Genomic DNA, 21,132 nt, shown 5'->3' on the forward strand with positions numbered 1-21,132 from the left:
GCGGCCATACCGCAAAGAGGTTTTGACAAGACAAACTGGCAAAAGGAACTCTGAATGCAATTCCCCGAATTTATTTCGTCATTTCCAAAACTGGATGTGCCTTTTCCTGAAGACGTGGTGCAGACGGCCGTCATTCGATCAGATGCAGGGCTGGTCGCTTTCTTCACTTTTCTCAAGGACATGGAGCTTCCCCTGCATTCGCATGGTGCCCAATGGGGGACGGTGGTTGAGGGTGAAATTGAACTCACGATCGGTGGCAAGACCCGCATCTACGGCCCCGGCGACAGCTACTCGATCCCAAGCGGAGTCGCGCACGGAGGCACCATCAAGGCGGGGTCTCGCGTCATTGACGTGTTTGAGGAACCCGACCGATATCCGATCAAGGAATAATGCATAGCAACCCGCCTTGTGGATCAACGCGCGCCGCTCCGCCAAGCGGCGTGTCCAAAGCTGCAATAACCACGGGCCGCCACGTGCAGCCGGGGGTGCTTTGGGCCTGGAAGGTCGATTTATGCCTTGTGGCTTCATCCTACTAGCCCAAACACAAAAATCCCTGTAGAGTCTCAATCAGACCCCGAAAACGGGGCGTTGACGAGGCAGAGAGTGGCGGTATCTCATGACTGAGATGGTGTATGGCGCGGTCCAGGACCAGCGCGGAGAACCGATTCTACCGAAATGGTGGCGCACAATCGATCGCTGGACGATGTCCTGCGTTCTGATCCTGTTTGCCATCGGTCTGTTGCTGGGGCTGGCGTCTTCGCCACCGCTGGCCGGGCGAAACGGGTTCGATCCGTTCCATTATGTCGAACGTCAGGCCATCTTCGGCGGATTGGCGCTGATTGCGATGCTTCTGACCTCGATGATGTCACCGACGCTGGTGCGTCGTTTGGCGGTGCTGGGTTTCCTGGGGGCCTTCGTGGCACTGGTTTTCCTGCCCGTCTTCGGGACCGACTTTGGCAAGGGCGCGGTGCGCTGGTATTCGCTGGGGTTCGCCTCGCTTCAGCCGTCCGAGTTTCTGAAGCCCGGCTTCATCGTCGTTGCTGCATGGCTGCTGGCGGCTTCACAAGAGATCAACGGCCCGCCGGGGCGGATCTGGTCGTTTGCCCTGTGCATGGCGATTGTCGGTATGCTGGTGATGCAACCTGATTTCGGTCAGGCCTGCCTGATCCTGTTCGGCTGGGGGGTGATGTATTTTGTCGCCGGGGCGCCGATGCTGCTGCTGGTTGGAATGGCCGGGTTTGTTGTTCTGGGCGGTATGTTCGCCTATTCCAATTCTGAACACTTTGCCCGCCGTATCGATGGCTTTCTGAATCAAGAGGTCGATCCGACCACCCAGTTAGGCTATGCCACCAACGCCATCCGCGAAGGGGGGCTGTTCGGTGTCGGCGTGGGTGAGGGGCAGGTCAAGTGGTCGCTGCCGGACGCGCATACCGATTTCATCATCGCGGTCGCGGCCGAGGAATACGGCCTGATCCTGGTGCTGATCATCATCGCGCTTTATTCGTTGGTCGTGGTACGTTCGTTGCTGCGCCTGATGCGGGAACGCGACATGTTCATCCGTCTGGCGGGCACCGGTCTGGCATGCATGTTCGGCGTGCAGGCGATGATCAACATGGGTGTTGCGGTACGTCTGCTGCCCGCGAAGGGAATGACGCTGCCTTTTGTCAGCTATGGCGGCTCATCCCTGATTGCAGGCGGTATTGCGGTCGGAATGCTGCTGGCCTTCACCCGAACCCGCCCACAGGGCGAGCTTGGCGAAATTCTGCGCGGACGAGGATAATGGGGAACCCTTACCTGTTGATTGCGGCTGGCGGGACCGGGGGGCACATGTTCCCGGCTCAGGCGCTGGCCGAGGCGATGCTGAACAAGGGCTGGCGCGTGCGCCTGTCCACCGACCCGCGCGGCGCCCGCTATACCGGTGGTTTCCCGCATTCGACCGAGATCGTCGAGGCATCATCGGCCACTTTCGCGCGTGGCGGTCTGGCGGCCAAGGCCATGGCCGGCCCCAAGATCGCCGGTGGCGTGGCTGGCATGGTGTTCCAGATGGTGCGGGACAAGCCCGACGTCGTTGTGGGTTTCGGCGGGTATCCCTCGATCCCGGCGCTGAGCGCTGCGACCATGCTCAAAATCCCCCGCATGATCCACGAACAGAACGGGGTGCTGGGGCGTGTGAACCAGTTGTTCGCCACCCGTGTCGCGCAGGTGGCCTGTGGTGTGTGGCCCACGGACCTGCCCGAGGGCGCGCATGGCATCCACACCGGAAACCCGGTCCGGTCCGCCGTTCTGGACCGCGCCGCGGCCGGTTATATTCCGCCCGGCGATTATCCGATGTCGGTCCTTGTCATGGGCGGTTCGCAAGGCGCACGCATCCTCAGCGATGTGGTGCCTGGTGCCATCGCCGCACTGCCCGAAGAAATCCGCACTCACATCCGCGTGGCGCATCAGGCCCGGGACGAGGATGGCGAGCGCGTCACAGCCTTCTACAACGAACACGGCATCCGCGCCGACGTGCAGCCCTTCTTTGATGATGTCCCCCGTCGCATGTCGGATGCCCAACTGGTGATCTCGCGGTCTGGCGCGTCCAGCGTTGCCGATATCTCGGTCATCGGGCGCCCGTCGATCCTGATCCCCTTTGCCGCCGCCGCCGGAGATCACCAGACAGCCAACGCACGGGGCTTGGTGCAGGCGGGCGGGGCCATCATGATCCCGGAAAAGGCTCTTGACGTTCCTGCGCTGACACAGCAAATCACCACGGTTCTCACGAACCCCGAAGCCGCACAGAAAATGGCCCATGCCGCCTTGTCCGTCGGGGCACCTGACGCCACCGAGCGTCTGACAGCCCTTGTTGAACAATTGGCGCAGAAGGAGACCACATGAACCCAGCAACCAAACTGCCGCAGGACGTAGGGCCGATTCACTTTGTGGGGATCGGCGGGATCGGAATGTCGGGTATCGCCGAGGTGCTGCTCAATCTGGGGTACCGGGTTCAGGGCTCGGACCTGAAGGCATCGAAGATCACCGACCGGCTGGCAAGTCTGGGGGCCGAGATCTTTGTCGGTCAGCGCGCGGAAAACCTTGAAAACGCGGCCGTTGTGGTGGTCTCGACCGCGATCAAACCGGGCAACCCCGAGCTTGACGGCGCCCGTGCCCGCGGCCTTCCGGTGGTGCGCCGGGCTGACATGCTGGCCGAACTGATGCGGCTGAAATCCAACATCGCCATCGCCGGGACTCACGGCAAGACCACCACGACCACGATGATGGCCGAACTGATGGTGGCAGGGGATTTTGACCCGACCGTGATCAATGGCGGCATCATCCATGCCTACGGCTCGAACGCCCGGATGGGACAGGGCGAATGGATGGTGGTCGAAGCGGACGAGAGCGACGGCTCGTTCAACCGCCTGCCCGCGACCATCGCCATCGTCACCAATATCGACCCCGAGCATATGGAGCATTGGGGCGATTTCGACAAGTTGCGCGCGGGTTTCCATGAATTCGTATCGAATATCCCCTTTTACGGGCTGGCTGTGTGTTGCACCGACCATGCCGAGGTGCAGGCGCTTGTCGGCCGCATCACCGACCGCCGCGTGCGCACCTATGGCTTCAACGCGCAGTCCGATGTGCGGGCCGAGAACCTGACCTACAAGGGCGGCGTCGCGCATTTCGACATTCACCTGCAATACGAAGACAAGGTGATTGAAGGCTGCACTCTGCCGATGCCCGGCGACCACAACGTCTCGAACGCTTTGTCCGCCGTGGCTGTTGCCCGCCATCTGGGCATGAAAGCCTCGGAAATTCGCGAGGCACTGGCCAATTTCGGCGGCGTCAATCGCCGCTTTACCAAGGTCGGAGAGGTCGACGGTGTCACCATCATCGACGACTATGGCCACCACCCCGTTGAAATCACCGCAGTCCTGAAGGCCGCGCGACAGGCGACCGAAGGCCGCGTAATCGCCGTGCACCAGCCGCACCGTTATTCGCGCCTGTCCAATCTGTTCGATGATTTCTGCACCTGCTTCAATGACGCCGATGTCGTGGCTATCGCCGATATCTTCGCGGCTGGTGAAGACCCGATCGAAGGCGCATCGCGCGACGATCTGGTGCAGGGTCTGATCCGTCACGGCCACCGCCACGCCCGCGCGCTGTTTGACGAAAACGATCTTGAGCGGCTTGTGCGCGAGCAGGCCCGCCCGGGCGATATCGTCGTCTGCCTCGGGGCCGGTACGATCAGCGCCTGGGCCAATGGTCTGCCCGAGAGATTGCAGCGAAAACAAGCTGTTTGACTTCTCTTCTGTTTGGTGCACAACCTGAAGGTGTAGCAAATGCCCGCAGCCGCCGCATGTCCTCGGAGGGGACAGATGGACTATTCGATGATCATTGCCGCCCTTTGGGTGATCTGCGCCACGATCGTGGCGTTCTTGCCGATGCGAATGCAGTTTCCGCCGGGCGTTACCCTGCTGATCTGCGCTCCGGTACTGATCGTCTGGCTGGGTTATGATCACGGTTGGTTCTGGTCGGTTTTCGCCTTCGGCGGATTCGTTTCGATGTTCCGCAACCCCATCCGGTATTACTGGCGAAAATGGGTGCGCGGGGAGGTCATGGAATGAACTGGTCCATCGCCCTTGCCGGTCTGTGGGGCGTTTCCGCGAATCTGCTGGCAATGATCCCGAGCAAAGACAACCACTGGACACGCGCCTATATCCTGATCGCCGTGGGCATTCCGATTCTGGGGTATGTCACCTATCAGAACGGCCCGTGGATCGGCTTGCTGGTGCTGGCCATGGGTATGTCCGTGCTGCGCTGGCCCGTGATTTATCTGACCCGTTGGACAAAGATGAAAATGCAGGGCATGAAGGCGGCTGACGAATAACCGGCCAGTTTCAGGAGGTCCGCCATGGCGTCCGTCGCCACATTTGCCTATCTGCCAATTCTTTCTTTCCTGCTAGGTGCCGCCGCCGGTTTTACGGCGGGCCGTTGGCTGGGCCTGCGCGGCTTGTTGTGGCTGATCGGTCTGGCCTCGGCCGTCGGGCTGGCGTTGATCGTGGTACTGGCCGGTATTGGCACCGGCGAAGAAGAACAGGCGTTCGGCCCGCTGGTCTGGCTGACCGCCGGCGTTCTTCCCTTTCTGTTCGCTGCAATCATGGGCGGTGTGGGCGGACGCAGCCTGGCGGTGCGTGCAGACGCATGACAACGTTTCCCGTTCCGAAAGGTCGCCTGTCTCGGGCGCGACCTCTCTCTGAGCTCACATGGCTTCGCGTCGGCGGCCCGGCCGATTACCTGTTCCAGCCTGCCGATACCGAAGACCTGCAAGCCTTCCTGCGGGAACTGCCCGCACAAACCCCGATCTTTCCGATGGGTGTCGGTTCGAACCTGATCGTTCGGGATGGGGGGCTGCGGGCCGTGGTGATCCGGCTGGGGCGCGGGTTCAACGCGATCTTGGTTGACGGCAACACGGTTACGGCAGGGGCTGCGGCGCTGGACGCGCATGTTGCGCGAAAGGCGGCGGATGCCGGTGTTGACCTGACCTTTCTGCGCACCATTCCGGGCTCGATCGGCGGCGCGGTGCGGATGAACGCGGGCTGTTACGGCAGCTACACGGCGGATGTTCTGCGCAAGGCCACGATTGTCACCCGGCAAGGCGAACTTGTGGACCTGACGCCCGAAGACTTGAACTTTCGCTATCGCCAGACGGACCTGCCGGAAGGCGCCGTGCTGATTTCGGCTGTGTTCGAGGGCCCTTCAGGCAGTCCCCAAGAACTCCATGCCCGTATGGAGGCACAGTTGAAAAAACGCGACGAAACCCAGCCCACCAAAGATCGCAGCGCGGGGTCGACCTTTCGTAACCCGGCGGGGTTTTCTTCGACCGGGCAGGCGGATGACGTGCATGACCTCAAGGCGTGGAAAGTGATCGACGACGCCGGAATGCGCGGCGCGACGCTTGGCGGTGCGCAGATGAGCCCGAAGCACTCGAATTTCCTGATCAATACCGGCGCGGCCACCGCTGCAGACCTCGAAGGTCTTGGCGAAGAGGTGCGAAAAAAGGTTTACGAAACAAGCGGCATCACGCTAGAGTGGGAAATCATGCGGGTCGGTGATCCGCTGACAGAATAAAGCCCCGACCGTCAGACCATAACAGGCAAATTCAGGCGACGGATCAAAGGCATAAACGCAGTACGGACCACCACATAAGGTCCGGGGACATTGAGGCGCGCATTGGGTATGTCGAGCAGGACAAACCCCAAAGTGGCGGTATTGATGGGTGGACCCTCGGCGGAACGCGAGGTGTCTCTCAGCTCTGGGCGCGAATGCGCGGCCGCCCTTGTGGGAGAAGGCTTTGAAGTGGTCGAACTGGACGCAGGTCCCGACCTCTGCGCGCGCCTTGTGGACATCAAACCGGATGTGGTTTTCAACGCCCTGCATGGCCGCTGGGGCGAAGATGGGTGTGTGCAGGGCCTGCTGGAGTGGATGCGTATCCCTTACACCCATTCCGGTGTGCTGGCCTCGGCGCTGGCAATGGACAAGCAGCGCAGCAAAGAGATTTACCAGACCGAAGGGCTGCCCGTCGTACCAAGCGTGATCGTGCCCAAGGTCGAGGTGGTCGAAGCTCACGTGATGGAGCCACCCTATGTGGCCAAGCCGAACAACGAAGGCTCCAGCGTTGGGATTTACATCGTCCATGAAAACGCAAACGGCCCGCCGCAGCTGTCCGAAGACATGCCCGATCAGATCATGGTCGAGAAATATGTTGCGGGGCGTGAACTGACCGTAACGGTGATGGGCGACCGCGCCCTGACCGTGACCGAGATCATGACCGATGGTGGTTGGTATGATTACGATGCCAAGTACAAACCGGGCGGATCATGGCATGTTCTGCCTGCCGATGTGCCACCGGACATCTTTGACCGTTGCATGGATTACGCCGTGCGTGCGCATGTTGCCTTGGGATGCAGGGGCGTCAGCCGCACCGATTTTCGCTGGGATGACAGCAAGGGTGCCGATGGGTTGTTCCTGCTGGAAACCAATACCCAGCCCGGCATGACGCCAACCTCTCTGGTCCCGGAACAGGCCGCTCATCTTGGAATGACATTCGGACAGCTCTGCGCCTGGATGGTGGAGGACGCCTCATGCGACCGCTGATCGCCAGTCGTTCATTGGAAATCCACCGCAGCAAACCACTTGCGGGGCCGGATGCCGATTTCGCCTCGGCCGACACGGACTCGCACGAGGCCGAACCGCTTTTGCGCCTGCGCGGTGCGCGTGTGTTTTCCCGCTCTGCGAGGCGCAGTGACCCTGCGCCGTCTCGTCTCAGCTATCGGCTGCAACGTTGGATGCTGACGCCGGGCATTCGCCTTGGTGTCAAGGTCGGCCTGCCGATCTGCGCCATCGCTGCCGCGGTTGGCATCTTCTTTGCCTCGCAGGACCGTCGCGACGCACTTGCCGCTTATATCGCCGATGTGCGCACTTCGATTCAGGAGCGCCCCGAATTCATGGTCAACCTGATGGCCATCGATGGGGCGGGAACCGACCTGTCCGAAGATATCCGTGAAATCGTTCCGCTGGATTTCCCGATCAGTTCCTGGGATCTGGATGTGGAACAGATCCGCGACACGATCACCGGGCTGGACCCGGTGAAATCCGCAACCGTCAGAATCCGCCCCGGAGGCATCCTGCAAGTCGATGTCGTCGAGCGTCAGCCCGTAATCGTCTGGCGAACGCGTGAGGGGCTTGAGCTGCTGGATGAGACAGGCGCGCATGTCAAGGAAGCCACCTCTCGCAAGGATCACGCCGATCTGCCGCTGATCGCAGGGATGGGCGCCGACGATCACGTCGGCGAAGCGCTGGAGCTTCTGCGGACTTCGCGCAGCCTGGGCAATCGCGTGCGCGGCTTGGTGCGCGTGGGAGAGCGGCGCTGGGATCTGGTGCTGGACCGTGGTCAGCGCATCATGCTGCCGACCGAACGCCCGGTGCGTGCGCTGGAACGCGTGCTTGCCGTGAACGAGGTACAGGACCTTCTGGAACGTGACGTGGCCGTGGTCGACATGCGCCTCGGGCAGCGTCCGACCATCCGAATGACCAAAGCCGCCAGCGAAGACTGGTGGAACACAAAAGTGACAGTGAGTAACGGGCAGTAACGACCATGATGACCGATCTTTATCAGTCCCAACGTGCCATGCGTCAGATGCGGCGGCAGGCATTGCAACGCGGTGTGATTGCGATTCTGGATGTGGGCAGTTCGAAAATCGCCTGTCTTGTGCTGCGCTTTGACGGAACCGGTCGGCTGAGCGAGGACAACACCATCGGTTCCATGGCAGGGCAGACAGGTTTTCGCGTCATCGGTGCCGCGACCACCCGGTCGCGGGGCGTGCAGTTCGGCGAAGTCACCGCCATGCAGGAAACCGAACGTGCCATCCGCACCGCGCTTCAGGCCGCACAGAAGATGGCCGACATCCGCGTCGACCATGTGATCGCCTGTTTCTCGGGCGCGAACCCGCGGTCTTACGGGCTGGATGCACAAGTCGATCTGGACGGTCAGATCGTGACCGAGGCCGAAGTAGGCCGGGTTCTGAACGCCTGCGACGTGCCGGATTATGGTGACGGGCGCGAAGTACTGCATGCTCAACCGGTGAATTTCGCGCTCGACAACCGATCGGGCCTGATCGACCCGCGCGGGCAGATGGGCCAGAGCCTTGCGGTCGACATGCATATGCTGACCGTGGATTCGTCAGCGATCCAGAACATCGTGCGCTGTATCAAGCGCTGCGATCTGGAACTGGCCGGGATTGCGAATTCGGCCTATGTCTCGGGCATCTCGGCGCTGGTCGAGGATGAGCAGGAACTGGGTGCGGCCTGTATCGACATGGGCGGCGGCACCACGAGCGTTTCGATCTTCATGAAAAAGCACATGATCTATGCCGATTGCGTGCGCATGGGCGGCGATCACGTGACTGCCGATATCTCGATGGGCTTGGGTGTACCTGCCGCCGTGGCGGAACGGATCAAGACATTCAATGGTGGCGTTCATGCCACCGGGGCCGACGACAGGGATATGATTGATATCGGTGGTGATACCGGCGATTGGGAACACGACCGCCGCACCGTCAGCCGTGCCGAGTTGATCGGCATCATGCGCCCGCGTGTCGAGGAAATTCTTGAAGAGGTCCGCGTCCGGCTGGACGCCGCCGGATTTGAACACATGCCAAGCCAGCAGATCGTGCTGACCGGCGGCGGCAGCCAGATCATGGGGCTGGACGGGCTGGCCACGCGCATCCTCGGTCAGCGCGTTCGCCTGGGCCGCCCCTTGCGCGTGCATGGCCTGCCCCAATCAGCCACCGGGCCCGGGTTCTCGTCCGCTGTCGGCCTCAGCCTGTTTGCAGCCCATCCTCAGGATGAATGGTGGGATTTTGAAATCCCGGTCGATACCTATGCCGCGCGCCCGTTCAAGCGCGCCGTGCGGTGGTTCCGTGACAACTGGTAGAGTCCTGCGCGGGTGTGCACTGGGCCCGGCGCTGCTGCCTTGCTTGGCCTCGGCCCAGACCATGATCACGCCCGAGGCGTTTCTGGACGCGGCGGTCGGCAAAACTCTGACATTCTACGAAATCCGCAGCGGTGGCCTGGTGGGAACCGAACAATTTCTGAACCGCCGCATGTCGGTCTGGCGCGAAGAGGGGCAGGGCTGTGTCTACGGGCAGATCACGACGCCAAACGGTCAGTTGTGTTTTCTGTACGACAATGACCCGGACGGCATTCCGGTCTGTTGGTGGCCGTTTTTGCATGAAGATCGTTTGATGGTGCGGCTTGCCTCATTCGTCGATGGCGAAATACAGGAAGTGCGATCCATGACGGATCGCGGCCTGGACTGTCCAAATGCACCGCTCAGCTGAAGAAACCGGTTGCAGCGTTTCGATTTATCCCGCAAGATATCCACAAGGCCCGAAAGAGGCCTCGCGGCAGGACCTGAGCAGTTTTCCGCAATGTAGATGACAGTCGATCAGAGCGCGATGAACGAATGTGTTCTCGCGTTCATGCTGGTTGTCTAGTAATGGTCGCCGTTGTTTCCGCTATATCTGGCGTGACCTGCGAAATGCCGCCGGTTTCTGCCTTATTTCCTCCATATTTTGTGGGAAAACGCGATTTTTGACGTGACCTTTTGGCATCAGGCCGCTAGAATCGAACAAGGATAGGTAAGAAAAACACCGCTTTGGCGGGACATAAATACAGGCGGACAGAGCATGACATTGAATCTTTCGATGCCCGGGCACGACGAACTGAAGCCTCGGATTACAGTATTTGGCGTTGGCGGTGCTGGCGGGAACGCCGTCAATAACATGATTGAAAAACAGTTGGACGGCGTTGATTTCGTGGTCGCCAACACCGACGCACAGGCGTTGCAACAAAGCCAGTCTTCGGCGCGGGTGCAGCTGGGCGTGAAAGTCACCGAAGGTCTGGGGGCAGGGGCCCGCCCGACCGTAGGCGCGGCCGCCGCCGAGGAAAGCATCGAACAGATCGTGGACCACCTTGCCGGCGCGCATATGTGCTTCATCACCGCCGGTATGGGCGGCGGTACCGGCACGGGGGCTGCTCCGATCATTGCGCAGGCCGCCCGCGAATTGGGTGTTCTGACCGTCGGTGTCGTCACCAAGCCCTTCCAGTTCGAAGGTGCCAAGCGGATGCGCCAGGCTGAAGATGGTGTCGAGGCGCTGCAACAGGTTGTCGATACGCTGATCATCATCCCGAACCAGAACCTGTTCCGTCTGGCCAATGAAAAGACCACCTTTACCGAGGCGTTCTCGATGGCTGACGACGTTCTGTATCAGGGCGTCAAAGGCGTGACCGACCTGATGGTGCGGCCCGGCCTGATCAACCTCGACTTTGCCGACGTTCGCGCCGTAATGGACGAGATGGGCAAGGCAATGATGGGCACCGGCGAGGCAACAGGCGAAGATCGCGCCATTCAGGCGGCGGAAAAGGCCATTGCAAACCCGCTGCTGGACGAAATCAGCCTCAAGGGTGCCAAGGGCGTGCTGATCAACATCACCGGGTCGCACGACTTGACCCTGTTCGAGCTGGACGAAGCTGCCAACCGCATCCGCGAGGAAGTGGATCCCGAGGCCAATATCATCGTCGGCTCGACGCTGGATACCGCCATGGAAGGCGGAATGCGCGTGTCGGTTGTTGCGACCGGCATCGACGCCAGCGAAAAATCGACCGAAGTCCCGGTGGCACGCCGTTCGATGTCCGAACCGCTGACCCGCACGGTTTCGGCTGAAGAGCATATTCAGGAAGAAGCGCACGTAGCTGCCGACACAGCAGAGCCTGCCCCGCAGCCGGAAGAAAACCGCGAACCTTCGCTGTTCGAAGCCGCGGAAGAGCCGGCGCAGCCACAATTCCAGCCGCGCGTCGAGCGTGACGATGACGGCTTGCCGCCACCCGCTTATCAGCCGCGTGTGGCCGAATTCGAACCGCAGCCCGAGCATGTTGAACCCGCGCCGGAGGCATTCGTGGCACCGCGCGGGCATGCTGCCGGCACCCCGTCGCCCGAAGCGTTGCAGCGTTTGCAGGCCGCTGTGCAGAAGGTTCCGTCGGCGCCACAGCGTCCGGCGGCGCCCCGTCAACCCGAAGCAGTTTCGCAGCCGGAACACGAAGAACGCTCGCGGTTTGGCTTCAATCGCCTGATCGACCGGATGACCGGGCACGCCTCTGACACACCGGCTCAACTGCCGCGTCAGCAGCCCGTTTTGCGACAGTCCGAGGCAACCGCGCCGCTTCAGGAAGAGGCCGATCCGGATCAGGACCGTATCGAAATTCCGGCCTTCCTGCGCCGTCAAGCCAACTGATCGCGGTAACAAAATCCACTCAAAGGGCTGCCATTTGGCGGCCCTTAATTGTTTATTAATAGTCACTTGCAACTATGTGAGCAGGGTTTCGCCGATCTGTTACATACATGTTTCAATCGGTTGCAAAGAGTGAGTTGAGCCTTGACGCGGGCTTCCTTAACTCAGTGTCCAACACGGCCCAAGCAGGCTGGACACTACTCACCGAGGCCTATTTTGCAACATACGCTCAAATCTCCGGTCACGTTTACAGGCGTCGGGCTGCACAGCGGCAAGCCGGCGACCATGGTCCTGAAACCGGCGGCAGCCGGTCATGGCATCTGGTTCAAGCGGACGGATATTCAACTGGGCGACGCGATGATCCCGGCGATCTACTATGCGGTTGAACGGACCCCGCTTTGCACGCGTCTGGTGAATGATGCCGGCGTTTCGGTTTCCACCGTCGAACATATCATGGCTGCATTGGCCGGGTGTGGCGTGCACAACGCGCTTGTCGAGATCGACGGTCCCGAAGTTCCGATCATGGACGGCTCCTCGATTGATTTCGTGCGTGGCATCATGGCCCGGGGTGTGCGCCGTCAGGCCAGCCCGGTATTGGCCTATGAGGTCCTGAAAACCGTCACCGCATCCCGCGAAGGCGCGAGCGCCAGTATTGCGCCCGCTGACGGGCTGATCATCGACTTCCATATCGATTTCGAAGACGGTGCCATCGGCAGCCAGAGCAAAACGCTTGATATGCGCAACGGTTCCTTCGCGCGCGAACTCAGCGATTGTCGCACGTTCTGCCGACGCACGGATGTCGAGGCGATGCGCGAAAACGGGTTGGCTTTGGGCGGCACGCTTGAAAACGCCGTGGTCGTTCAGGGCGTCGAAGTTCTGACACCGGGCGGTTTCCGCCGGGTCGACGAGGCCGTGCGCCACAAAATGCTGGATGCTCTGGGTGATCTCTATCTGGCTGGTGGGCCGATTTTGGGTCACTTCACCGGAAACAAGTCGGGTCATTCGCTGACCAACACATTGCTGCGCAACCTGTTCGAAACGCCGGGCGCCGTGCGTCCGGTACTGTGCACACCGGAACAGGCCGCGCGCCTGCCGGGGCAGGGGCTTGTGGTCAACGAAATTCCCGAAGTGGCCTGATCAGATCAACTCTGACGACATTTGCGCCGGAAGTCGCATAAGGCGTTTTGCACCGGAATTTTCTGTGCTAGACCATGGCTCAAATCGGGGCAAACCCCATTAAGCAAGACGACAAGGATGGGCGGTATGGTTGGCAGCAAAGCGGCAGTCAGATTCGCGGGTGCGATTCTTCTGGCAGCAGTTTTGACGGCATGCGGCAACGCCGGCGGCCTTTTTGGTCGCAAGGGCGCGGACCGTGAACAGAATCTGGAAGGGTTCACGCCGGAACAGATCTATACCCGAGGTGAATACGAACTGTCGCAGAATCGCTCGGACGACGCGGCGTGGTATTTCTCGGAAGTCGAACGTTTGTATCCGTATTCGGACTGGGCCAAGCGCGCACTGATCATGCAGGCGTTTTCGTTCCATTCGGACCAGAATTACGAAGAAAGCCGCGCGGCGGCGCAGCGGTATATCGACTTCTATCCGACGGATGAAGATGCTGCCTATGCGCAGTATCTGCTGGCGCTCAGCTATTATGACCAGATCGACGAAGTCGGGCGTGACCAGGGCCTGACCTTCCAGGCGCTGCAATCTCTGCGGACCGTGATCGAGGTCTATCCCGACAGCGAATACGCCACATCGGCGGTACTGAAGTTCGATCTGGCCTTCGACCATCTGGCGGGCAAGGAAATGGAGATCGGGCGCTACTACCTGCGTCAGGATCACTATGTCGCGGCGATCAACCGGTTCCGAGTTGTGGTCGAAGACTTTCAGACCACATCCCACACCGCCGAAGCACTGTATCGTCTGGTCGAGGCCTATCTGTCGCTTGGCCTGCTGGACGAGGCGCAGACCGCAGGTGCCATTCTTGGCTACAACTACCAGTCCTCGGAATGGTATGACGATGCGTACAAACTGTTGACCTCTCGCGGGCTTGATCTCAAGAGCCGCGGTAACAACTGGCTCAGCACGATTTATCGTCAGACCATCAAAGGTGAATGGTTGTAATCGCGATGGCCTTTGGTCCGGGACGCTGAAGACCACATGCTGCGCGCCCTTGATATCCGCGATATGCTGATCATTGACCGGCTGGAACTCAGCTTTCAGCCGGGCTTGAACGCCCTGACCGGCGAGACCGGTGCAGGCAAATCGATTCTGCTGGATTCGCTTGGCTTCGTGTTAGGCTGGCGCGGGCGCGCGGAACTTGTGCGGCAGGGTGCCGCGCAGGGTGAGGTCGTCGCCGAATTCGAACTCTCTGCCGATCATCCCGCACATGCGATTCTGGTCGAAGCCGGTCTGCCGGGTGGCCAGGAACTGATCCTGCGCCGCGTCAACACGGCCGAGGGGCGCAAGACCGCCTGGGTCAATGACCGCCGCTGCTCGGGCGAAGTTCTGCGGGCGCTGTCCGAGACCCTGATCGAACTGCACGGACAGCACGATGACCGCGGTTTGCTGAACCCACGTGGTCATCGGGCGATGCTGGACGAATTCGCACAGGTCACGGAGCAGCTGTCAAACGTGCGAACCGCCTGGGCCGCGATGTCCCGAACCCGCAAGGCGCTGGCCGAGACCGAGGCCGCTCTGGCTGCGGTCCGCAGCGAGGAAGAATTCCTGCGCCACGCGGTTGCCGAGCTTGACCAGCTTGACCCGCAACCCGGTGAGGATGCCGAACTGGATGCCCGCCGCCGCATGATGCAAGGGGCCGAGCGGATTCGCGACGATGTTGCGCGTGCCTTTGCCCTGTTGGCCGGGGACGGGGCGGAAGGGGCCATGTCCGACGCCATGCGCTGGTTGGAAGGCGTCTCGGACAACGCGGGCGGCCAGCTGGAAGAACCGATAGCAGCGCTCGGGCGCGCAATGATCGAGTTGGGCGAGGCGCAGGATGGCGTGAATGCCTGCCTTCAGGCGCTGGACGTCAACCCGGCAGAATTGGAACAGGCCGAGGAACGCCTGTTTGCCATCCGTGCGCAGGCCCGCAAACATGACGTGGCCCCGGATGATCTGGGTTCGTTTGCCGACACTCTGCGTGACCGGTTGAACCAGTTGGAGGCAGGGGATGCCGACCTGGCAAACAGGCGAGCTGCCGTAGACGCGGCGCAACAGGCCTATGACGCCGCCGCAGCCGACCTCAGCGCCGCGCGCAAGGCCGCCGCTGGGCAGCTTGACGCGGCCGTCATGGCGGAACTGGCCCCGCTCAAGATGGAACGTGCCGTGTTCCAGACCGAGATCACCCTGGTTGAACCCGGCCCCGAAGGTGCCGACGCTGTGGCCTTCACCGTGGCCACCAACCCCGGTGCGCCGGCGGGGCCGCTGAACAAGATCGCCTCGGGGGGTGAGCTCAGCCGCTTTCTGCTGGCCCTCAAGGTCTGCCTGTCTGGCGACGACAGTGCCCGGACGATGATCTTTGACGAAATCGATCGCGGTGTCGGTGGGGCAACCGCCGATGCGGTCGGACGCAGGCTGGCGTCGCTCGCGCAGGGCGGGCAGGTTCTGGTTGTCACCCATTCCCCGCAAGTTGCTGCGCGGGCAGCTCATCACTGGCGGGTGCAGAAACAGGTTACTGACGGACAAACCCTGTCCACCGTCATTCCTCTGGCCGAACCGGATCGGGTGGATGAGATCGCGCGCATGGTGGCCGGCGACACCATCACCGAAGAAGCCCGCGCCGCCGCCCGGGCTCTGTTGCAGGCCTGACGCGGCGATGGCGCGAATTGGTGCTCACACTGTCGCTATCTCACTTTTATATGGGCGCTCCGTGGCTTACTAAGGGTTAAGTGATGATCCTCGAGGGCCAATGACCCAATCGACCCGCACCGTTCTGCGCAACCAGTTCAATCAGGCTGTGGCCGCGATCAAGGATGCGTGGCGGGTCATGCTGCGCCGGGGGCCAAGCCAGATCCAGTTCTGGTTCATTGCGCTGGCCATCGGGATAGGGGCGGGTTTCATGGCGCTTGGCTTCCGCAAGGCCATCAGCGCATTGCAGGCCTATCTGTACGACACCAATGATATCCTGCTGCTGCACAGCCACGCCGAGAAACTGCCATGGTTCATGGTTCTGATCATTCCCATCTTCGGTGGCCTGGTCGTCGGCATCATCCTGAACCGGTTCACCAATGACGGGCGCGTCCGGTCGGTTGCCGACGTGATCGAAGGTTCGGCCATCACCGACGGGCGGGTCGAGGCCAAGGCGGGCATCGCGTCGTTCTTCGCCTCGCTGATCACGCTCAGTTCGGGCGGGTCAACAGGCCGCGAGGGGCCGGTGGTGCATATGGCCGGAGTGATTTCCACATGGGTCAGCAACCGCATACATGCGGACGGGATCACGGGGCGTGACCTGTTGGGATGTGCCGTCGCTGCGGCCGTGTCGGCCAGCTTCAACGCCCCCATTGCGGGGGCGTTGTTCGCGCTTGAGGTCGTACTGCGCCATTTCGCCGTTCACGCCTTTGCCCCGATCGTCATCGCCTCGGTCGCGGGAACGGTGATCAACCGGCTGGAATATGGCGACGTTACCGAGTTCACGCTGGAGACGCCGGGATCGCTGCAATTCTATGTCGAGCTTCCGGCATTCCTGATCCTGGGCCTGATCTGCGGACTTGTCGCGCTGCTGCTGATGCGGTCGATTTTCTTTGCCGAGGATATCGGCAGCCATATCCAGAACCGTCTGTCGATTCCGGCCTGGTTGCGCCCTGCGGTGTCCGGGGCAATGCTGGGGCTGATGGCGATCTGGTTCCCGCATATCATCGGCGTGGGGTACGAGACGACAATTCGCGCCCTGACCGGTGATCTGGTGCTGACCACGGCCATCCTGTTTGCGGTGACCAAAACGGTTGCGGTGGCGATTACCATGGGTGGGCGCATGGGCGGTGGGGTGTTCTCACCGTCTCTGATGGTCGGCGCATTGACCGGGCTGGCCTTCGGTCTGATCGCCACCGGGTTGTTGCCGGATGTGTCGGGCACGCATACGCTCTATGCCTTTGCCGGAATGGGCGCCGTAGCTGCGGCGGTGCTGGGCGCGCCCATCTCGACCACTTTGATCGTTTTTGAACTGACCGGCGATTGGCAGATCGGTCTTGCCGTGATGGTAAGCGTGTCCATGTCCACGGCACTGGCCTCGAGACTTGTGGACCGGTCTTTCTTCCTGACCCAGCTGGAACGGCGTGATGTCCACCTGGCCGCGGGGCCGCAGGCTTATCTGCTGGCAATGCTTCGCGCCGGTGCCGTGATGCGCCCGCTTGGGGATCCGCGGTCGATCACGAAAGAAGAGGCGCAGGGGCTGATCGACCAGGGCCTGTGCATTCAGGCCAGCGCCACGCTGGAAGCCGCCATGCCCTATTTTGATCGTGACGACATCCCCTGCATTCCGGTTGTCATTCTGGAAAACGACGGCTCTGAAACACCGGTTGGGGCGCTCTATCACGTCGATGCGCTCAAGGCATATAACAGGGCGCTTGCGGCCACGGCTGCCGAAGAGCATTCCTGAGTTTCACTCACCATACACGCTGGCTGCGTCGCCCAGATAATTGTCCCACGCAAACCAATAGGAAACATGACCGGCGACTCGTGGCAAACGCGTTCCATCCGGCCCGATCAAAGCCTCTTCCGTGACGGTCCAACCGTTCCCCGCGCTATCCTGCAACCCGCCTTGCGTCGCCCGGAACGCATGCGTTTTTCGCTCATAGGCCCGCACGCTGCGCTCTTTGGGATCGCCAATCAGAACCAGAGGTGTCCGACCGATTGCATCGTTGATCACCGGTTTGCCCTTGAACGCAACCAGAGGCCAGGCGCGGGCTGCACCAAACTGGCGCACGGCAAAGATGTAATCCTTCTGCCTAAGCCGGGACTGATCCACAACCGCCGGGAACATCAGCTCGCTCGAGGCGAAATAGTCGCGATAAACCACCCCTGATCCGTAATTGCGCCGATGCCCGGTGTTCAGCGACAGAACACGGGTTTTGGGATGCGAGGTCCTCCAGCTGTCCCATGTCGTGATCACCACAGGGCGTTGTTTCAACGTGATGCCGCTGTTCGCCAAGGGCCCCACAACAGGTTTGCCGGTATACTGGTTCCACAGCGAATGCGTCTCACGGTCAAACATCAGCTTGTTCGAGCGATAGAGGAAACCTGACGACCCGAAAATGAACGGCTTTCGCCGCCCCGCCACCTGGGTTTCAAACAGGATGCCAGACCCGCAAAGCGTGCAATAGGCCAGCGCCACGGGCACGCCACCGATCACCTCGTTGAACATCTCGTGCCAGCCCATGATCCGCAGGGGATAGGCGCGCTCATCCCCGTTGATGGCGACGCCAAACACCAGATCATCGCCCTTCAGATACCCCGCATTCGAAGCAGAGATCAGGGTGGGATCGTCCAGGGACGGAATGCCATCCTTGTACACACCGCCCCAGGCGATCTCTTCCAGGCGGATCTTCATCTTGTCGCGTTGCAGATATTCGGGCCGCAGGAACAGATCGAAATTCGGGTCGATCCCCAGAAGAACCTCGCGCTTGAACGGGATCAGCGACGGATGAGGGACAATCTGCGGGTTACGTTCCTGCCACAGCATCCAATCGAACCAGTCATTGCCATGGCGTTGCCCGGTCAGGGCCTCCATCACCTCGACAATCTCATCCCGTCGCCTGTCGGCATAACGCATCGCAGTCAGCAACCCGGCCACAACATCCGGCTGGCCACGGCCCTTCAGATACGCCATCTGCGCCTCAAACGCGGTCCGACGCCCGCTCAGCGTGCTGCGCAACGCGTCCAGAACCGGATCCTGCTGCGCCCACAGCACGCCGGGCGCCATTGCACCAGCCCCGATCATCCCAGCAAAACCGCGACGTGACATCGACATGGAAGCCTCCGGTGTTACCCCGGAGCAAGTGTGCCGCAAATGCCGTTCACGTGCATGCCACAGCTGCGTGAGGTGGGCGCGGGGGCTGGCGTTAGATCTGCTCCACCTTCACCGATTCAGCCGGGTAGAATGCCAGATGGTCCTTGATCTCGGCCACTGCCTGAATCGGATCCTCATAGCTCCAGACCGCGTTGTCGGTCACGGATGACTTGTTGACGATGGAAAAATGCGTCGCGTCGCCCTTGCCGGGGCAGTGGGTCACCTTGTCGGTCCGATCCAGAAACGCCATCGCAATATCGTTGCGCGGGAAATAGATCACCGGATCCTTTTCGCCTTCAAGCAGTTCCAGCGCGTTGTTCGTTTCGCCCAGGATAGCACCGCCCGAGCGGACAGTCCATTTGCCCGGCGCTTTCCGGATCGTGATCTCAGCCATTCCTCTTCCTTCCGTCGTCGTATCAGGGTCACCCCTCTGCCTGTTTTATGTAACAGGCCAGTGTCAGATTGGGGCAGTTGCGGCATCCAACCACAGTTGTGCGTCATGTCCCAGCCTTGGGCGGATTTTTTCCGCAACGTCGCGGTGATAGGCATTCAGCCAGTCGCGTTCGTCAGGCGTCAACATATCGACCAAGATCAGTCTGCGGTCAATCGGCACAAAGGTCAGCGTGCGCCAGTACAGCATCGCGCGTTCGGCATCGCCACCGGGCAGCAGAGGAGCGTCTTCCACCACCACAAGGTTTTCGATGCGGATGCCAAAGGCGCCTTCCCGGTAATACCCGGGTTCGTTTGACAGGATCATGCCGGGTTGCAGCGGTACATGGCTGACTTTGGACAGCCGTTGCGGCCCTTCATGCACGCTCAGATAGGCGCCGACCCCATGTCCGACCCCATGGTTGAAATCCTGTCCCGCAGACCACAGCGGCACGCGGGCCACACATTCGATATCCCGCCCGGAAAGGCCCGCAGGCCAGCGCAGCATCGACATGGCAATCATGCCCTTCAGCACCCGGGTGAAGCAGGTTTTTTCCTCGGTTCCGACGTCACCGATGGCGATGGTTCGGGTGATGTCGGTGGTGCCGTCCAGATACTGCCCGCCACTGTCCAGCACCAGAATATGGCTGTTTTCCAGGCGGCTGTCGGTCTCTTCGGTCACGCGGTAATGCATGATCGCGCCATTCGGACCCGTGCCTGCAATGGTATCGAACGAGATGTCCTGAAGCGCATTGTCCTTACGCCGGTTTTCTTCCAGCCGGGTGACAACCTGTGTTTCGGTCACGCTGCCCGGGGCCTGCTGGTCCAGCCAGCACAACGTCTCGATGACCGCCACCGCATCGCGCAAATGCGCCTCGGCGCTGCCCGCGATTTCAGCCGCATTCTTGCAGGCTTTGGGCAGGGCGCAGGGATCGCCGCCATCCGTCATCGCGTCACCCAGCGCATCGGCCACGATCTGAGGCACCGAAGCGGCATCCACCTGCACCGGACCGGCCAGAGCCGCAACCGAATCCAGAAAATCGCCCACAGCGCGCAAGGTCACCTGAGAACACAGATGATCCCGTACCCCGGCCAGTTTTTCTGCCGCCATGAACAGATCGACCTGACCACCTGCATGAAGAATGGCAAAGCCGTGGGCCACCGGGTTATAGGCGATATCCGACCCACGGATATTCAACAGCCACATGATGGAATCCGGCAGGGTGATCACCGCTGCCTTGTGCCCGGCCCGCCGAAGGTCTTCGGCCAGACGGGCGATCTTGCTGTCCGCACCTTCCCCGGCAAATTCGATCGGATGCGCCTTGACCGGGTTCATCGGCGGTGCGGGTTGATCGGCCCAGATCCGGTCCACAAGGTTTTCGCACCTTACCAGTTCGATGCCCGATCCATCCAGATCACTCAATGTGCTGGAAATCTGCCCCGCCGCATGCAGCCACGGGTCAAAACCGATCTTGCCGCCGTTGGGCAATTGCTGTTTCAGCCAGGCGCTCAGGCTTACCTCGGGCCAGGGGACCGGGGTGAAATCTGCGGCAACTTGTGCCTTGACCTGGGTGCGATACCGCCCGTCGATGAAAACTCCGGCCACGTCGCGCAGGGGGGCGCAAAACCCGGCCGAGCCCGTGAACCCGGTCAGCCAGGCCAGACGTTCATCGCGCGCCGCGACATACTCTCCCTGATGCGCATCCGCCCGTGGGATCAGAAACCCGTCCAGCCCTTCTTGCACCATCTGTTCGCGCAAGGCGGCCAGCCGCGGTGGCCCCTGTTCCGGGCGGGCGGTCACTTCGAAGGATTGGAACATGGGCGGCCTCATTCACATCATTTGAGCGTGACCCTGAGGCGCAT

Annotated in this window: 20 protein-coding genes; 17 read left to right on the forward strand and 3 right to left on the reverse strand. The window is 61.3% G+C overall.

The window, feature by feature from the left end; all coding sequences use genetic code 11:
• The first annotated feature begins 54 nt into the window (after positions 1 to 54).
• The 17 genes from GS605_RS02085 to GS605_RS02165 all read left to right on the forward strand — a co-directional run bounded on the left by GS605_RS02085 (position 55) and on the right by GS605_RS02165 (position 17,430).
• The gene (locus GS605_RS02085; RefSeq protein ID WP_171630995.1) at positions 55 to 390 is read left to right on the forward strand and encodes a cupin domain-containing protein; all 336 of its coding nucleotides are present in this window, start codon (positions 55 to 57) and stop codon (positions 388 to 390) included.
• A 226-nt stretch (positions 391 to 616) separates the two neighbouring features.
• On the forward strand, positions 617 to 1,780 hold the full coding sequence (ftsW, locus tag GS605_RS02090) for a putative lipid II flippase FtsW (protein ID WP_171362489.1): 1,164 nt from the start codon (positions 617 to 619) through the stop codon (positions 1,778 to 1,780).
• The gene (locus GS605_RS02095) at positions 1,780 to 2,877 is read left to right on the forward strand and encodes a UDP-N-acetylglucosamine--N-acetylmuramyl-(pentapeptide) pyrophosphoryl-undecaprenol N-acetylglucosamine transferase (protein ID WP_171722918.1); all 1,098 of its coding nucleotides are present in this window, start codon (positions 1,780 to 1,782) and stop codon (positions 2,875 to 2,877) included. Before ftsW ends, GS605_RS02095 begins: the two co-directional genes overlap by 1 nt.
• A complete protein-coding gene (gene murC / locus GS605_RS02100; RefSeq protein WP_171630998.1) occupies positions 2,874 to 4,283 on the forward strand; it encodes a UDP-N-acetylmuramate--L-alanine ligase in 1,410 nt (469 codons plus the stop codon). Before GS605_RS02095 ends, murC begins: the two co-directional genes overlap by 4 nt.
• A gap of 75 nt (positions 4,284 to 4,358) precedes the next feature.
• The gene (locus GS605_RS02105) at positions 4,359 to 4,607 is read left to right on the forward strand and encodes a DUF2484 family protein (protein WP_171631000.1); all 249 of its coding nucleotides are present in this window, start codon (positions 4,359 to 4,361) and stop codon (positions 4,605 to 4,607) included.
• Entirely contained in the window at positions 4,604 to 4,870 is a 267-nt protein-coding gene (locus GS605_RS02110) for a DUF2484 family protein (RefSeq protein ID WP_171114920.1), read from the forward strand. Before GS605_RS02105 ends, GS605_RS02110 begins: the two co-directional genes overlap by 4 nt.
• 24 nt (positions 4,871 to 4,894) lie before the next feature.
• Positions 4,895 to 5,188 (forward strand): hypothetical protein, encoded by a 294-nt coding sequence (locus tag GS605_RS02115; protein ID WP_152458656.1) that lies wholly within the window; start codon positions 4,895 to 4,897, stop codon positions 5,186 to 5,188.
• On the forward strand, positions 5,185 to 6,111 hold the full coding sequence (gene murB / locus GS605_RS02120) for a UDP-N-acetylmuramate dehydrogenase (protein ID WP_171722919.1): 927 nt from the start codon (positions 5,185 to 5,187) through the stop codon (positions 6,109 to 6,111). Before GS605_RS02115 ends, murB begins: the two co-directional genes overlap by 4 nt.
• Positions 6,112 to 6,213: 102 nt before the next feature.
• Positions 6,214 to 7,137 (forward strand): D-alanine--D-alanine ligase, encoded by a 924-nt coding sequence (locus GS605_RS02125; protein WP_171631005.1) that lies wholly within the window; start codon positions 6,214 to 6,216, stop codon positions 7,135 to 7,137.
• Positions 7,125 to 8,132: a cell division protein FtsQ/DivIB gene (locus tag GS605_RS02130; protein ID WP_171631006.1), complete on the forward strand. Its 1,008-nt coding sequence runs from the start codon at positions 7,125 to 7,127 to the stop codon at positions 8,130 to 8,132. Before GS605_RS02125 ends, GS605_RS02130 begins: the two co-directional genes overlap by 13 nt.
• 8 nt (positions 8,133 to 8,140) lie before the next feature.
• Positions 8,141 to 9,475 carry a cell division protein FtsA gene (ftsA, locus tag GS605_RS02135; protein WP_170344711.1) on the forward strand — a complete coding sequence of 445 codons (1,335 nt, stop codon included), beginning with the start codon at positions 8,141 to 8,143 and terminating at the stop codon, positions 9,473 to 9,475.
• A complete protein-coding gene (locus GS605_RS02140; RefSeq protein WP_171631009.1) occupies positions 9,462 to 9,881 on the forward strand; it encodes a hypothetical protein in 420 nt (139 codons plus the stop codon). Before ftsA ends, GS605_RS02140 begins: the two co-directional genes overlap by 14 nt.
• A gap of 348 nt (positions 9,882 to 10,229) precedes the next feature.
• Complete coding sequence (ftsZ, locus tag GS605_RS02145; protein ID WP_171722920.1) at positions 10,230 to 11,834, forward strand: cell division protein FtsZ; 1,605 nt, start codon at positions 10,230 to 10,232, stop codon at positions 11,832 to 11,834.
• A 213-nt stretch (positions 11,835 to 12,047) separates the two neighbouring features.
• On the forward strand, positions 12,048 to 12,968 hold the full coding sequence (gene lpxC, locus GS605_RS02150; protein ID WP_171722921.1) for a UDP-3-O-acyl-N-acetylglucosamine deacetylase: 921 nt from the start codon (positions 12,048 to 12,050) through the stop codon (positions 12,966 to 12,968).
• A gap of 126 nt (positions 12,969 to 13,094) precedes the next feature.
• Entirely contained in the window at positions 13,095 to 13,958 is an 864-nt protein-coding gene (locus GS605_RS02155; protein WP_171722922.1) for an outer membrane protein assembly factor BamD, read from the forward strand.
• 36 nt (positions 13,959 to 13,994) lie between these two features.
• Entirely contained in the window at positions 13,995 to 15,644 is a 1,650-nt protein-coding gene (recN, locus tag GS605_RS02160; protein WP_171722923.1) for a DNA repair protein RecN, read from the forward strand.
• A gap of 100 nt (positions 15,645 to 15,744) precedes the next feature.
• Positions 15,745 to 17,430, forward strand: coding sequence for a chloride channel protein (locus tag GS605_RS02165; RefSeq protein ID WP_171722924.1), 1,686 nt, complete (start codon positions 15,745 to 15,747; stop codon positions 17,428 to 17,430).
• A gap of 3 nt (positions 17,431 to 17,433) precedes the next feature.
• Here GS605_RS02165 and GS605_RS02170 read toward each other — a convergent pair whose 3' ends face one another.
• From GS605_RS02170 to GS605_RS02180, 3 genes are all read right to left on the reverse strand, one after another.
• Positions 17,434 to 18,801: a DUF3179 domain-containing protein gene (locus GS605_RS02170; protein ID WP_171722925.1), complete on the reverse strand. Its 1,368-nt coding sequence runs from the start codon at positions 18,799 to 18,801 to the stop codon at positions 17,434 to 17,436.
• A gap of 91 nt (positions 18,802 to 18,892) precedes the next feature.
• Positions 18,893 to 19,234 carry a DUF427 domain-containing protein gene (locus tag GS605_RS02175; protein ID WP_171722926.1) on the reverse strand — a complete coding sequence of 114 codons (342 nt, stop codon included), beginning with the start codon at positions 19,232 to 19,234 and terminating at the stop codon, positions 18,893 to 18,895.
• A gap of 63 nt (positions 19,235 to 19,297) precedes the next feature.
• A complete protein-coding gene (locus GS605_RS02180) occupies positions 19,298 to 21,088 on the reverse strand; it encodes an aminopeptidase P family protein (protein WP_171722927.1) in 1,791 nt (596 codons plus the stop codon).
• Between the last annotated feature and the right edge of the window lie 44 nt (positions 21,089 to 21,132).

This window comes from Ruegeria sp. HKCCD7559 (assembly GCF_013110575.1).
Classification (GTDB): domain Bacteria; phylum Pseudomonadota; class Alphaproteobacteria; order Rhodobacterales; family Rhodobacteraceae; genus Ruegeria.

Bases quoted from the DNA above. Each gene is read 5' to 3' on its own strand.
- GS605_RS02175 (WP_171722926.1), bottom strand. From the start codon at position 19,234: ATGGCTGAGATCACGATCCGGAAAGCGCCGGGCAAATGGACTGTCCGC.
- ftsZ (WP_171722920.1), top strand. From the start codon at position 10,230: ATGACATTGAATCTTTCGATGCCCGGGCACGACGAACTGAAGCCTCGG.
- GS605_RS02095 (WP_171722918.1), top strand. From the start codon at position 1,780: ATGGGGAACCCTTACCTGTTGATTGCGGCTGGCGGGACCGGGGGGCAC.
- GS605_RS02155 (WP_171722922.1), top strand. From the start codon at position 13,095: ATGGTTGGCAGCAAAGCGGCAGTCAGATTCGCGGGTGCGATTCTTCTG.
- GS605_RS02130 (WP_171631006.1), top strand. From the start codon at position 7,125: ATGCGACCGCTGATCGCCAGTCGTTCATTGGAAATCCACCGCAGCAAA.
- recN (WP_171722923.1), top strand. From the start codon at position 13,995: ATGCTGCGCGCCCTTGATATCCGCGATATGCTGATCATTGACCGGCTG.
- ftsA (WP_170344711.1), top strand. From the start codon at position 8,141: ATGACCGATCTTTATCAGTCCCAACGTGCCATGCGTCAGATGCGGCGG.
- ftsW (WP_171362489.1), top strand. From the start codon at position 617: ATGACTGAGATGGTGTATGGCGCGGTCCAGGACCAGCGCGGAGAACCG.
- GS605_RS02165 (WP_171722924.1), top strand. From the start codon at position 15,745: ATGACCCAATCGACCCGCACCGTTCTGCGCAACCAGTTCAATCAGGCT.
- GS605_RS02115 (WP_152458656.1), top strand. From the start codon at position 4,895: ATGGCGTCCGTCGCCACATTTGCCTATCTGCCAATTCTTTCTTTCCTG.
- GS605_RS02110 (WP_171114920.1), top strand. From the start codon at position 4,604: ATGAACTGGTCCATCGCCCTTGCCGGTCTGTGGGGCGTTTCCGCGAAT.
- GS605_RS02105 (WP_171631000.1), top strand. From the start codon at position 4,359: ATGGACTATTCGATGATCATTGCCGCCCTTTGGGTGATCTGCGCCACG.
- GS605_RS02085 (WP_171630995.1), top strand. From the start codon at position 55: ATGCAATTCCCCGAATTTATTTCGTCATTTCCAAAACTGGATGTGCCT.
- GS605_RS02180 (WP_171722927.1), bottom strand. From the start codon at position 21,088: ATGTTCCAATCCTTCGAAGTGACCGCCCGCCCGGAACAGGGGCCACCG.
- murB (WP_171722919.1), top strand. From the start codon at position 5,185: ATGACAACGTTTCCCGTTCCGAAAGGTCGCCTGTCTCGGGCGCGACCT.
- GS605_RS02170 (WP_171722925.1), bottom strand. From the start codon at position 18,801: ATGTCGATGTCACGTCGCGGTTTTGCTGGGATGATCGGGGCTGGTGCA.
- murC (WP_171630998.1), top strand. From the start codon at position 2,874: ATGAACCCAGCAACCAAACTGCCGCAGGACGTAGGGCCGATTCACTTT.